The 12,513-nt window shown below is 70.3% G+C and carries 14 protein-coding genes; 7 read left to right on the top strand and 7 right to left on the bottom strand.

Going from position 1 to position 12,513, the window contains the following annotated elements:
* Window positions 1-119: 119 nt before the first annotated feature.
* On the top strand, window positions 120-302 hold the full coding sequence (locus ACIQBL_RS04525) for a DUF6104 family protein (RefSeq protein ID WP_019058231.1): 183 nt from the start codon (window positions 120-122) through the stop codon (window positions 300-302).
* Between the two features lie 32 nt (window positions 303-334).
* On the opposite strand, the gene ACIQBL_RS04520 is transcribed toward ACIQBL_RS04525, so the two are convergent.
* The gene (locus tag ACIQBL_RS04520; protein WP_401936660.1) at window positions 335-1,180 is read right to left on the bottom strand and encodes a hypothetical protein; all 846 of its coding nucleotides are present in this window, start codon (window positions 1,178-1,180) and stop codon (window positions 335-337) included.
* Window positions 1,181-1,354: 174 nt separating this feature from the next.
* Here ACIQBL_RS04520 and ACIQBL_RS04515 point away from each other — a divergent pair, with 174 nt between their 5' ends.
* The gene (locus ACIQBL_RS04515; protein WP_401937050.1) at window positions 1,355-2,377 is read left to right on the top strand and encodes a DUF4097 family beta strand repeat-containing protein; all 1,023 of its coding nucleotides are present in this window, start codon (window positions 1,355-1,357) and stop codon (window positions 2,375-2,377) included.
* A gap of 1 nt (window position 2,378) precedes the next feature.
* Window positions 2,379-3,458 carry a helix-turn-helix transcriptional regulator gene (locus ACIQBL_RS04510; protein WP_401936659.1) on the top strand — a complete coding sequence of 360 codons (1,080 nt, stop codon included), beginning with the start codon at window positions 2,379-2,381 and terminating at the stop codon, window positions 3,456-3,458.
* 98 nt (window positions 3,459-3,556) lie between these two features.
* On the opposite strand, the gene ACIQBL_RS04505 is transcribed toward ACIQBL_RS04510, so the two are convergent.
* The 4 genes from ACIQBL_RS04505 to ACIQBL_RS04490 form a co-directional block, all read right to left on the bottom strand.
* A complete protein-coding gene (locus ACIQBL_RS04505) occupies window positions 3,557-4,126 on the bottom strand; it encodes a Clp protease N-terminal domain-containing protein (RefSeq protein ID WP_401936656.1) in 570 nt (189 codons plus the stop codon).
* Window positions 4,126-4,335, bottom strand: coding sequence for a helix-turn-helix domain-containing protein (locus ACIQBL_RS04500; protein ID WP_363100453.1), 210 nt, complete (start codon window positions 4,333-4,335; stop codon window positions 4,126-4,128). Before ACIQBL_RS04500 ends, ACIQBL_RS04505 begins: the two co-directional genes overlap by 1 nt.
* 134 nt (window positions 4,336-4,469) lie before the next feature.
* Window positions 4,470-5,435, bottom strand: coding sequence for a zinc-binding dehydrogenase (locus tag ACIQBL_RS04495; RefSeq protein WP_401936653.1), 966 nt, complete (start codon window positions 5,433-5,435; stop codon window positions 4,470-4,472).
* A 634-nt stretch (window positions 5,436-6,069) separates the two neighbouring features.
* Entirely contained in the window at window positions 6,070-7,293 is a 1,224-nt protein-coding gene (locus tag ACIQBL_RS04490) for an NADP-dependent malic enzyme (RefSeq protein ID WP_401936651.1), read from the bottom strand.
* Between the two features lie 500 nt (window positions 7,294-7,793).
* Here ACIQBL_RS04490 and ACIQBL_RS04485 point away from each other — a divergent pair, with 500 nt between their 5' ends.
* From ACIQBL_RS04485 to ACIQBL_RS04475, 3 genes are read left to right on the top strand one after another with little or no spacing between them, the layout of a single operon-like run.
* Window positions 7,794-8,750: an ABC transporter substrate-binding protein gene (locus tag ACIQBL_RS04485; RefSeq protein WP_401936648.1), complete on the top strand. Its 957-nt coding sequence runs from the start codon at window positions 7,794-7,796 to the stop codon at window positions 8,748-8,750.
* A gap of 33 nt (window positions 8,751-8,783) precedes the next feature.
* Complete coding sequence (locus ACIQBL_RS04480; RefSeq protein WP_401936645.1) at window positions 8,784-9,722, top strand: amino acid ABC transporter permease; 939 nt, start codon at window positions 8,784-8,786, stop codon at window positions 9,720-9,722.
* Window positions 9,723-9,772: 50 nt separating this feature from the next.
* Window positions 9,773-10,525, top strand: a complete 753-nt coding sequence (locus tag ACIQBL_RS04475) for an amino acid ABC transporter ATP-binding protein (protein WP_401937047.1) — start codon at window positions 9,773-9,775, stop codon at window positions 10,523-10,525.
* An 84-nt stretch (window positions 10,526-10,609) separates the two neighbouring features.
* Here ACIQBL_RS04475 and ACIQBL_RS04470 read toward each other — a convergent pair whose 3' ends face one another.
* Window positions 10,610-11,368: a class I SAM-dependent methyltransferase gene (locus ACIQBL_RS04470; RefSeq protein WP_401936643.1), complete on the bottom strand. Its 759-nt coding sequence runs from the start codon at window positions 11,366-11,368 to the stop codon at window positions 10,610-10,612.
* 100 nt (window positions 11,369-11,468) lie between these two features.
* On the opposite strand from ACIQBL_RS04470, the gene ACIQBL_RS04465 reads away from it, so the two are divergent.
* Complete coding sequence (locus ACIQBL_RS04465) at window positions 11,469-12,098, top strand: CGNR zinc finger domain-containing protein (RefSeq protein ID WP_401936640.1); 630 nt, start codon at window positions 11,469-11,471, stop codon at window positions 12,096-12,098.
* Here the strand turns inward: ACIQBL_RS04465 and sodX are convergent.
* The gene (gene sodX / locus ACIQBL_RS04460; protein ID WP_401936637.1) at window positions 12,002-12,436 is read right to left on the bottom strand and encodes a nickel-type superoxide dismutase maturation protease; all 435 of its coding nucleotides are present in this window, start codon (window positions 12,434-12,436) and stop codon (window positions 12,002-12,004) included. The genes ACIQBL_RS04465 and sodX overlap by 97 nt on opposite strands.
* Between the last annotated feature and the right edge of the window lie 77 nt (window positions 12,437-12,513).

Raw genomic sequence — 12,513 nt, 5'->3', positions numbered from 1 at the left:
TTAGCTTTTGTGGTTGGGGGTTGCCGGGGGCCCCCCCCCCCCCCCCCGGCGGGGGGGGGGCCCCCCCCCCCCCCGGGGGGGGGGCCCCCCGGCCGTTTGCGCGCACTTATCCTTGACCCATGTACTTCACGGACCGTGGCATCGAGGAACTGGAGAAGCGGCGCGGCGAGGAAGAGGTCACCTTCGAGTGGCTGGCCGAGCAGTTGCGCACCTTCGTCGACCTGAACCCGGACTTCGAGGTCCCGGTCGAGCGCCTGGCGACCTGGCTGGCCCGGCTGGACGACGACGAGGACGACGAGTAGCAGTCCCTACGACGTCCGGTCGCGCCCCGGCGTCAGTCCCGAGGGCGCGCGAGGTCGTAGGCGAGACCCAGTGCCCCGTGGACCAGGAACAGCGCCCCCGCGACGACCCAGCCTCCGCTACGGCGTCGTAGGCCCCAGGCCGTGAGCGGGAGCCCCGCCGCCACCTGGGCCAGGGCCAGGGCGCGTGCCCTGGGGGTGCCGGACCAGGGCATCCAGGGGCCCAGGCCGCTGCGGTCGACGGCGTCGAGTTCCGCGCGGACCGTCTCGCGCCAGCCCGACCACTCGACCTGCCGGGCGTCGGGCTGGACGCGGGCGATCTCCCGGAGGCGGTCGGCGGGTTCGCCCGGGGTGAGGCCGATGGGGAGTGACACTCCCGCGCGCGTGAGGATCGCCAGGAGGCCGCGCAGGCGGGTGCGGGCGTCGGCCTCGGGGTCCGGTTTCGTGAGGTGGTCGAGGGACTGCAGATCCAGTACGGGGTCCAGGCCCAGGCGGGCGGCGAAGGTGCGCATGGCCTCGTCCTCGCCGGCGGGGGTGCCGTCGGTGAGCCAGACGTAGCCGACGGGGCGGCGGAACCCCGAGGCCAGGGTGTAGCCCGCGCGGTCGGCGTCCCACCACAGGGCGAGTACGGGCCAGGGGGCGCCGACGGCGAGGGCGGTGGCCCAGCCGGTGAGGACGCGGTCCACCGGCTCCTCACCGCGCAGCCAGGGCTTGCCCTCGGGGACGAGCACACTCCAGTCGTCGCCCGCGCGGGTCAGCAGCATGCGTTCGCGGAGCGGATGTGCCGCCTGGGCGACGGACTCGGGGTCCGCCCGGCACAGCAGCAGGGCGCCCGGGGTGGCACCGGTCCGACGTCCGGCCTGGGACTTCTCCGTCGACATGGTCACACGCTAGGGCAATTTGTCGACTTTTGTCGGCCGTGCGGCGATGAGCGATCGATTCACGACCACCGGAACGAGTGCCTTGACTTTCCGCATCCACGATATATCGTGTTTCTCGGGAGACGCGATATGGCGCGTCGTGCCCTGTCCGGTTCGGCCGAGGAGGTCTGCATCATGTCCGAGTGGTCCGTCGCAGAGCCCAGCAAGCTCACGTTCGACGAGCCCGTGAGCGATCTCCATGTGCGCATCGTCAACGGAACGGTGAACGTCGTGGGGACGGACGAGGGTTCCGCCCGCCTCGAAGTCTCCGAGATCGACGGGCCGCCCCTGGTGGTGACCCAGGAGAACGGCACGCTGACGGTGGCGTACGAGGACCTGCCCTGGAAGGGCTTCCTCAAGTGGCTCGACCGCAAGGGCTGGCGGCGCAGCGCGGTGGTCTCCCTCGCCGTTCCGGCGAGCACCCGGGTCGAGGTCGGGGTGGTCGGCGCCGCCGCCGTCGTCTCCGGGATCAGCGGGACCTCGGTGGTGCGGGGTGTCACGGGCGACACGACCCTCGTCAGCCTCTCCGGCGCGGTCCGCGCCGAGACCGTCTCGGGAAGCCTGGAGGCCCAGGCCGTCACCGGCGACCTCCGCTTCCACTCCGTCTCCGGCGACCTCACCGTCGTCGAGGGCTCGGGACCGTCCGTGCGCGCCGACTCGGTGAGCGGCTCCATGATCGTGGACCTCGACCCGGACGGCCCGACCGACGTCCGGCTGACCAATGTCTCGGGCGAGATCGCCATCCGGCTGCCGCATCCGGCGGACGCGGACATCGAGGCGAACACGGCGAGCGGTTCGATCTCCAACGCCTTCGACGGGCTGCGGGTCCACGGCCAGTGGGGTGCCCACAAGATCACCGGCCGGCTGGGCGCGGGCACCGGAAAGCTGCGGGCCACGACCGTCTCCGGCTCGATCGCCCTCCTGCGCCGCCCGGCGACGGAGGACGAGGACGGGCCGTGGGAGGCGGACGCGAAGGAGACCTTCCAGGACACCGTCCAGGGCGGTGGACAGGGCAGCGGACAGGCGACCGCGGACGATGTGACCGATGCCCCCGTGGACGGGGCTCAGGGCGACTCGGGGGACAATTCCGTTTCCGGCCCGGACGATGCCTCCGGCACCGCCGCGGCCGACGGCACGACCGACAAGAAGGTGCTCTGACATGCCTCCCGTCTTCGCCCACGGCCGCCTCCGCCTCTACCTGCTGAAGCTGCTGGACGAGGCCCCCCGACACGGCTACGAGGTCATCCGCCTCCTGGAGGAGCGCTTCCAGGGGCTGTACGCACCGTCGGCGGGCACGGTCTACCCGCGCCTTTCCAAGCTGGAGGCCGAGGGCCTGGTCACCCACACCACCGAGGGCGGCCGCAAGGTGTACTCCATCACGGACGCCGGCCGCGCCGAACTGGCCGACCGCAGCGGCGAGTTGGCCGACCTGGAGCTGGAGATCCGCGAGTCGGTCGCCGAACTGGCCGCCGAGATCCGGGCCGACGTCCGCGGCGCGGCGGGCGACCTGCGGCGCGAGATGCGCGCGGCGGCCTCCGAGGCCCGGCAGGGAGCGAGGACCGGGCGCGGTCGGCCGGGCGAACACGATGCCCCCGCCGGGGACTTCACGGACTTCGGCGACAAGGAGTCGTGGCGCGCCGCCAAGGAGGAGATGCGCCGCGCCAAGCAGGAGTGGAAGGAACAGGCCCGGCGCGCCAAGGACGAGAGCCGCCGGGCCCGCGAGGAGGCCCAGCAGGCCCGCCGCCAGGCCAAGGAGGCACAGGCTCGCGCGTGGGCGCAGGCCCAGGAGGAGATGCAGCGCATCGGCCGCCAGGTCCAGGAGCACGCCCAGGACCACTTCGCACGCGGCGACTGGCCCACGGGGGTGCGGGAGAGCCTGACCGAACTGGCCAAGGAGTTCGGCGACTTCGGGAAGGAGTTCGGCAAGGACTTCGGGTTCGGGGGACGGCCGAGTACCGGCAAGCCGGCCCCGACAGCGACACCCGGGGCATCGACGCCCGAGTACGGCCGGACCCCGGAGGACTTCCCCGCCGAGTACGAACCGGCCTGGGCCCACGAGGACTCCACCGGCGACCCGGCCCGCGACCTGGACCGCCTCCTCGACCGCTTCCGGGACGACATCCGCGACGCGGCCCGCGACCAGGGCGTCACCGAGGACCAACTCCGCGACACCCGGCGCCACTTGTCGGAGGCGGCGGCACACATCGGGGCGGTGCTGCGCGGCGGCCGCACGGCCTGAGCCGTCACACCGCGGCAGGGGCACCGAGACAGGGGCGCCGGGACACCCGACCCAGGCGCCCCGCACTCCCCCACCCTTCCCGGCTCCTGCCCCGCTCCTCAGCCCGCCTTCGCCTCTCCCCCGCCGTACAGCACCCGCGTCGCCGCCTCGTGTGTCACCCCGTGGTCGGCGAGCACCTCACCCGGCACGCCGGGGAGGACGGTCAGGGCGAGGAGGAAGTGCTCGTCGCCGATGTGCCGGTCGTGGTGGGCGACGGCGATGCGCAGGGCCTTCTCCAGGACGTCCTTGGCGCCCCGGCCGAAGGTACGGCGGCCCGACCACCACTCCTTGTCCTTGCGGTCGCCGGACATCGCCCCGACCCCGTGCACCTCCTCGACGCGGGCGACGATCTCCGAGACGTCGATCCCGAGCCCGGCGAGAGCGTCGGCCTCGGACTGGGAGAGCCCGGCCCGGCGGCGCGCCTCGCCCAGAGCCCGTCGTACGGACTCCTGGCGTTCCTCGGGGGCGAGGCCGAGGGCGGTGAGGGCGAAGGAGGCCCGGCTGCCCCGGCGGTCGAGGAGGGCCAGCAGCAGGTGTTCGGCGTCGACGGCACGGGACCCCGACCGCTCGCAGTGCTCCACCGCGCCCCGCACCACGGCCCGGGCGTCTTTCGTGAACCGTTCGAACATCACTGCCTCCCGTACTTCTTGTGCACGGCCTGCCTGCTGACACCGAGTTCCGCGGCGATCTCCTGCCACGACCAGCCCTGGTTGCGCGCACTGCGCACCTGCACCGCCTCCAGCTGCTCCACGAGCTTGCGCAGCGCGGACACGGCACGCAGGCCGATCCGGGGGTCACGGTCACCCGCGCGCTCGGCGAGATCCGTTGCTTCGGTCATGGCGTCAACCTACGTTGACACGACTCGCATGTCAACCAAAGTTGACGAGTGGTACCGGTACGTCGGCATAGGTCATACGTCTGCGGCCGGCCCGGAAACCCGGACCGGCCGCAGAGGAGAACCATCGGGAAGCGTCAGCCGTTCGTGAGCACGATCTTGCCGAACTGGTCGCCGGAGTCGAGCCGTTCGAAGCCCTCGCGGGCCCGGTCCATCGGCAGGACCTCGTCGATGACCGGGCGGACACCCGTCGCGGCGCAGAAGGCGAGCAGGTCCTCCAGCTCGTCCTTGGTGCCCATGGTCGAGCCGACGACCTTGAGTTCGAGGAAGAAGATGCGGGTCAGTTCGGCGTGCGAGGGGCGGTCGCCGCTCGTGGCGCCGGAGATGACGAGAGTGCCGCCGGGCTTGAGTGACTTGACCGAGTGGGACCAGGTCGCGGCACCGACGGTCTCGATGACGGCGTCCACCCGCTGCGGCAGCCGCGCCCCCGGCTCCACCGCTTCCAGGGCTCCCAACTCCAGCGCCCGCTTCCGCTTGGCCTCGTCCCGGCTGGTCGCGAAGACCCGCAGCCCGGCCGCCTTCGCGAGCACGATCGCGGCCGTGGCGACACCGCCGCCGGCACCCTGTACGAGCACCGAATCACCGGGCCGTACACCGGAGTTGGTGAAGAGCATGCGGTATGCCGTCAGCCAGGCCGTGGGCAGACAGGCCGCCTCCGCGAAGGACAGCTCCTTCGGCTTGGGCAGCACGTTCCACGTCGGTACGGCGACCTGCTCGGCGAAGGTGCCCTGGTAGTGCTCGGTGAGGATGGAACGGGGTTCCCTGGGGCCGACGCCGTGACCGGTCTGGCCGATGACGGAGTGCAGGACGACCTCGTTGCCGTCCGCGTCGACGCCGGCGGCGTCGCAGCCGAGGATCATCGGCAGCTTGTCCTCGGCGAGGCCCACGCCGCGCAGGGACCACAGGTCATGGTGGTTGAGGGAGGCGGCCCTGACATCGATGGTGCTCCAGCCCGGCCGGGCCTCGGGGGCGGGACGCTCCCCCAACTCAAGGCCGGAGAGCGGCTGGTCGCGGTCGATTCGGGCGGCGTAGACGGCGAACATGACCTTGACGATAGGCTCCGCCGGTGGCGCGGGGAACTACCTCGCGGTGTGACACATGCCCTCTTGCGATTGGGTGCGGGGTGTTTGAGCCGGCGCCCTCTGGGGGCCGCGCCCCAGCCCCCCGTTGTCGGCCTGAACGGCCTCGTCCTCAAACGCCGGACGGGCTGAGATCGCCGACCGGCGCCGCCAAGCCGCGCGGTCCGATGTGCGCGGCCCGACGCCCGATGTCCACGGTCCGCAGCCTGCGGTCCGATGTCCGATGTCCACGGCCAGATGTCCGCGGCCCAATGCCCGATGCCCGATGCCCGATGCCCACGGTCCGCAGCCCACGGTCCACAGCCCACAGCCCGCAGCCCGCAGCCCGCAGCCCGCAACCCGCAACCCGCAACCCGCAACCCGCAACCCGCAACCCGCAACCCGCAGCCGCCGAACGATCCCCGCCCCCACGGGATACGCCCACCCTCCAAGACACCCGTCACGGGCGGGCGGGTGGGAGAGATTCAGCTTCCACGGCCCGCAGGCCGCCGAAGAACACAAGCCACCCACGGCACACGCCCACCCTCCAAGTCACCCGAACGGGCGGGCGGGTGGGCAAAGAAATGGCCCCGCCCGAACGCGGACGGGGCCATCGGGGTCACCGTCGGGCAACACCCTCCGCCCGCGCCGCCGCAGCCACAGCCGCGGTGACCGCAGGCGCGACCCGCTCATCGAACGGCGACGGAATGACATAGTCCGCAGCGAGATCGTCGCCGACGACACCGGCCAACGCCTCCGCCGCCGCGATCTTCATCCCCTCGGTGATCCGAGAAGCCCGCACCTGGAGCGCGCCGGCGAAGATGCCCGGGAACGCCAGCACGTTGTTGATCTGGTTCGGGAAGTCGGACCGCCCCGTGGCGACGACCGCCGCGTACTTGTGCGCCACATCGGGGTGCACCTCGGGATCCGGGTTGGCCATCGCGAAGACGAACGCACCCTCCGCCATCGAGGCCACCGCAGCCTCCGGCACCGTACCCCCGGAGACGCCGATGAAGACGTCGGCACCTTCCAGCGCCGCTTCCAGCGTCCCCGAGAGGCCCGCCTTGTTGGTCAGCTCGGCCAGTTCCCGCTTGACCGGCGTGAGGTCGTCCCGGTCGCGCGAGACAACGCCCTTGCGGTCGGCGACGGCGACATCCCCGAGCCCCGCCTCCAGCAGGAACTTGGCGATGGCCACCCCGGCCGCACCGGCACCGGAGATAACCGCCCGCAGGTCGCCCAGCTCCCGCCCGGTCAGCTTCGCCGCGTTCCGCAGCGCGGCCAGCGTCACGATCGCCGTACCGTGCTGGTCGTCGTGGAAGACCGGGATGTCGAGCCGCTCCTGGAGCCTGCGCTCGATCTCGAAGCAGCGCGGCGCCGAGATGTCCTCCAGGTTGACGCCTCCGAAGGAGGGCGCGAGCCGCACCACGGTCTCGATGATCTCGTCGACGCCGGTGCAGGCCAGCGCGATCGGCACCGCGTCCACGCCGCCGAACTGCTTGAACAGGATCGCCTTGCCCTCCATGACCGGGAGGGAGGCCTCGGGACCGATGTCCCCGAGTCCGAGCACGGCCGTACCGTCGGTCACCACGGCGACGACGGACGACTTCCAGGTGTAGTCGTGGACGAGTTCCGGCTGCTCCGCGATCGCGGTGCACACGCGTGCGACGCCGGGTGTGTACGCGAGGGACAGGTCGTCCTTGTCGCGGATCGGCACGGTGGCCTGCACGGCCATCTTGCCGCCGCGGTGCAGCGCGAACGCCGGATCGAAGGAATCGAGGGGCTCGGCCCCGCCGTCCTGATCCGTACTGCTGTCGCTGCGAGGATTGACGATCTCCGCTGCCACTTTGTCTTACCCCTTAGGTCTTCATTGATTTGAGGGTGGCCACTCCCTGGTGAGGGGTGGGCGGGCACCGCGCAGGGCCCAGAGAGTTGATGCGTACGAGCACCTGCGCGACGGGCGCGCCGCACACGCGCCCTGAGCCCCGGATGAGGGGTGTAAAGAACCTTCTTACCGGACGGACGGCACCGAGGACGAGTCCAATAGGCGCAAGGTCACATCTCGTCGGCCGAGGGCGGAACGATGATCGATCACATGGTGAGACATGCCGAAGATCTTCCGGCCGGAAGGAGTGATTCCAGCAGATGGTCCGCGGTCGGGCCGTCCTGATGTACCGACCTGATGCGATTCGGGGGTGACCCGTTATCCGATTTTGACATGGAGAGTCCCCTGATTGGTTCAGTCCGAATGGCAAGATGCCCTAATCACACGAGGTCGCGACACCCGAAGGTGTGTGTTCTCGTCGACCCGTCGGCACCGCCACCCATCCGCCGGAGGAACCCACCATGACCGCAAGCTTCACCCGTCGTACGACCGCCGCGCACACCCGGCTCACAGCGGTCGGTGCGATCGCGGTCGCGGGCGCCCTGCTGCTCACCGGCTGCGGTGACCAGACCAAGAAGGACAAGTCCTCCAGCAGCGCGTCCACCAGCTCCGCGCCGCTGGCCTCCAAGCTGCCCGCCTCGATCCGCAGCGCCGGGGTCGTCAAGGTCGGCTCGGACATCGCGTACGCGCCGGTCGAGTTCAAGGACAACTCCGGCAACGTCGTCGGTCTCGACCCCGACCTCGCCGCCGCGATGGGCAAGCAGCTCGGCGTGAAGTTCGAGTTCGAGAACGGCACGTTCGACGGCCTGCTCACCGGCCTGCGCTCCAACCGCTACGACATCGCCATGTCCGCGATGACGGACAACAAGAACCGCCAGAACGGCGTCGACCCCGACACCGGCAAGAAGGTCGGCGAGGGCGTCGACTTCGTCGACTACCTGACCGCCGGTGTCTCGATCTACACGCGCAAGGGCCAGACCGAGAACATCGCCTCGTGGGCCGACCTGTGCGGCAAGAAGCTCGCCGTCGAGCGCGGCACGGTCTCCGAGGACCTCGCCAAGTCCGAGTCGAAGAAGTGCACGGGCGGCAAGAAGATCACCATCGAGCCCTTCGACGACGACCAGCAGTCCCAGACCCGCCTGCGCTCCGGTGGCGCGGACGCGGCCTCCTCCGACTTCCCGGTCGCCGCCTACGCGGTGAAGACCTCCGGCGGCGGCAAGGACTTCCAGCTGGTCGGCGCCCAGGTCGAGGCGGCGCCGTACGGTATCGCGGTCGCCAAGAGCAACACCCAGCTGCGGGACGCGCTCCAGGCCGCGATGGACGCCGTGATCAAGAGCGGTGAGTACCAGAAGATCCTGACGAAGTGGGGCGCCGAGGACGGCGCGGTCAAGTCGTCGGTCATCAACGGCGGCAAGTGACCGCGGATCCGCTGTCGCTGAGAGGCAACATCCGTGACTTCTGACATCGACAAGACGGCGGGGCCGGTGGACACGCCCCCGGCCGGTCCGGAGGCCATCAAGGCCATTCCGGTCCGGCACTACGGGCGCTACGTCTCCGCCGTCATCGCGATCGGCATCCTGGTCTCGATCGTCTACGCGTTCGGCCAGGGCAAGATCAACTGGCATGCCGTACCGGACTACTTCTTCGACCACCGGATCCTGACCGGCGTCTACAAAACCCTCCTGCTGACGGTCCTGTCGATGCTGATCGGCATCGCCGGCGGCATCGGCCTCGCGGTCATGCGGCTGTCGAAGAACCCGGTGACCTCGTCGATCGCGTGGTTCTACATCTGGTTCTTCCGCGGCACCCCGGTCCTGGTCCAGCTGTTCCTCTGGTTCAACCTGGGCCTGGTCTTCGAGTACATCAACCTCGGTCCGATCTACAAGAACTACTGGTCGGACTTCATGACGCCGCTGCTGACGGCGCTGCTGGGCCTCGGCCTCAACGAGGCCGCGTACATGGCGGAGATCTGCCGCGCCGGCCTGCTCGCCGTCGACGAGGGCCAGACCGAGGCCTCGCACGCACTGGGCATGAGCCACGCCAAGACGCTGCGCCGGATCGTGATCCCGCAGGCGATGCGGGTGATCGTGCCGCCCACGGGCAACGAAGTGATCAACATGCTGAAGACGACCTCGCTCGTGGCGGCCGTCCAGTATCCAGAACTCTTCCGGTACGCCCAGGACATCGGCCAGAACTCCGGTGCCCCGGTGGAGATGTACTTCCTCGCCGCCGCCTGGTACCTGATCATGACGTCCGTCCTGAGCGTCGGGCAGTACTACATCGAGCGGTACTACGCCCGCGGTTCCAGCCGTGCGCTGCCGCCGACGCCCCTTCAGAAGATCCGGGCGAACGTGCTGTCCATCGGCCGTCCGAAGGGAGCCGCGGCATGACCGACAAGCTCACCAAGACCGACTCCACTGCGACCGATCCGTCGGTCCCGATGGTCAAGTCCGAGGGCGTCCACAAGTCGTTCGGCCCGGTCGAGGTCCTCAAGGGCATCGACCTGGAGGTGAAGTCCGGCGAGGTGTTCTGCCTCATCGGCCCCTCCGGCTCCGGCAAGTCGACCTTCCTGCGGTGCATCAACCACCTGGAGAAGATCAACGCCGGCCGCCTGTCCGTCGACGGCGAACTCGTCGGCTACCGCCAACAGGGCGACAAGCTCTACGAGTTGCGCGACCGCGAAGTGGCGTTGAAGCGCCGGGACATCGGCATGGTCTTCCAGCGCTTCAACCTGTTCCCGCACATGACGGCCGTCGAGAACATCATCGAGGCGCCCGTGCAGGTCAGGCGCACCGCCAAGGGCGAGGCCAGGGACCGTGCGATGCAGCTCCTGGAGCGGGTGGGGCTGGCCGACAAGGCGCAGAACTACCCCTCGCAGCTCTCCGGCGGCCAGCAGCAACGGGTCGCGATCGCCCGGGCGTTGGCGATGGACCCGAAGCTGATGCTGTTCGACGAGCCGACGTCGGCCCTCGACCCGGAGCTGGTCGGCGACGTCCTCGACGTCATGCGCGACCTCGCCGAGTCCGGCATGACGATGATCGTCGTCACCCACGAGATGGGCTTCGCCCGCGAGGTCGGCGACAGCCTCGTCTTCATGGACGGCGGCGTGGTGGTCGAATCCGGCCACCCGCGCGACGTCCTGACGAACCCTCAGCACGAGCGGACGCAGGGGTTCTTGTCCAAGGTGCTCTAGCGGTACGCGAGTCGGCGTAGCGGTACGCAGGACGAAGGGGCGGTACGAGATCCTCGTACCGCCCCAACCTCCTTCGGCGAAGGCCTACTTCAGCGCGAGCAACAACGTGTCCGACGGCGAGCACCACACCGCCCGCGCCTCCCCGAACCCCTTCTCGCGCAGCACGCGCGCGTGCCACGCGGCGGAGGGCATGTCGCCGTCGGCGTGGTCGCCGTAGATCTCGTAGCGACGGGCCGTGGGTTCGGCGAGGACCGGGTCCTGGGCGGCGAGCTGCCACCACTCGGCCCAGTCGAGGGCCCCGTCCCGCTTGGCCCGGTCCATCTGCGCGTGCCGCTGCGCGCGCTCCGCCGCGTTGATCCTGGGCGTCGACTCGTCGATCATGTGGTCCGCGTTCATGAAGACACCGCCGTCGCGGACGAGTCCCGCGACCTGACCGTAGAGGGCCGCGAGGGGTTCACTGTGCAGCCAGTGGAGGGCCGTGGCGGTCAGGACGGCGTCGTACGAGTCGTACGGCAGCCTCGTCGTCCACTCCGGGTCCTTGAGGTCGGCCGTGACGAAGGAGACCCGCTGGTCGCCCTGGAAGGTGCCGCGGGCGATGGCGAGGAGGGCGGGATCGAGGTCGACGCCGGTACTGGTGGCGTTCGGGAAGCGGGCCAGCAGCCTGGCCGTGATGCTGCCGGTGCCGCAGGCGAGGTCGAGCACGCGGGGTGCGGGGCCGGTGAGGGCCTCGACCATGTCGAGCATGATCCGGAAGCGGTCCTCCCGGTCGGGCATGTACCACTCCTGCTGCCGGTCCCAGCTCTCCTGCCAGGCCTGCCAGTCGGTTCCGACACCGGTCGTCATGAGGACCCCCTGTCCACTCGCCGTCGTAATACCCTGGAAGCACGATCAGCTGTTACCCGACCGCATCCACGACCATAGAGCCCCTCCGTAAGGACTACAAGTGGAACTGGCCTATTACTCGGACTACGCCGTACGCCTCGTCAACACCGAGGAACCGGCGCGGGGCAAGGACGCCCTGACCTCGGTCGAGGCCGTGCGGGACCTGTTCGGCACCAACAAGGAGGCGGCCCGCCGTGCCGCCGACGCCGACGTCACCCGCTTCCGTTCGGTCCGGGCGCGGCTGCGGGCGGTCTTCGAGGCGGCCGACGGCGGCGACGAGACCCTCTCCGTGAACCTGCTGAACTCACTGCTCCTGGAGTTCCCGGTGAGCCCGCAGATCTCCGGGCACCACCACCGCAACGAGGACGGCCGCCCGCTGTGGCACATGCACCTCGCGGACCACCCGTCGAACGCGACGGCCGGCTACGCGGCGATCGCGGCCATGGGCCTGGCCTTCCACCTCACCGAGTACGGCGTCGACCGCCTCGGCCTGTGCGAGGCCGCGCCGTGCCGCAACGCCTACCTGGACACCTCGACGAACCGCTCCCGGCGCTACTGCTCGGACCGCTGCGCGACCCGCGCCAACGTGGCGGCCTACCGGGCCCGGAAGCGCCTGGAGGCCGACCGGTCGGACAAGACGGGCCTCGCGGCCGAGAGCGCCCAGCGGACGAGCGCGAACGGCGACCGCTGACCGGCCTTCGGCGGCCGGTAGCGAAAACGCACCCTGCCCAGTACCAGATCCTCGGGAACAGCGCCGTAGTCGGTGCTGTCACCACCGGCGAACGCGTTGTCCCCGAGCACCCACCACCCCCCGTCCCGGCGCTCCGCGGCCCGCTTGACCACCAGCAGGTCCTGCTGGAACGGATGCCGCAGCACGACGACGTCCCCGGGCCTGACCCGCGCCCCGTACTGCACCACGAGCAGATCCCCGTGCAGCAGTGTCGGCACCATCGACGGCCCGGTCACCTCCGCCGTCCCGAAGGGCAGTACGGCCCTCCCCCGCTCGGTCTCCTGCGACAGCTCCGGCATCCCCGGCACCTCCCCGGTCCTATCCTCCACCAGTCTGAGTCCGACCCCGGACTTTTGTCCTAAGCCCATGGGGGCAC

The organism is Streptomyces sp. NPDC088350 (genome assembly GCF_044753545.1).
GTDB lineage: Bacteria > Actinomycetota > Actinomycetes > Streptomycetales > Streptomycetaceae > Streptomyces.
Note: the sequence above shows the minus strand (reverse complement) of the source record. Positions and strands in the feature narration are given on the sequence as shown.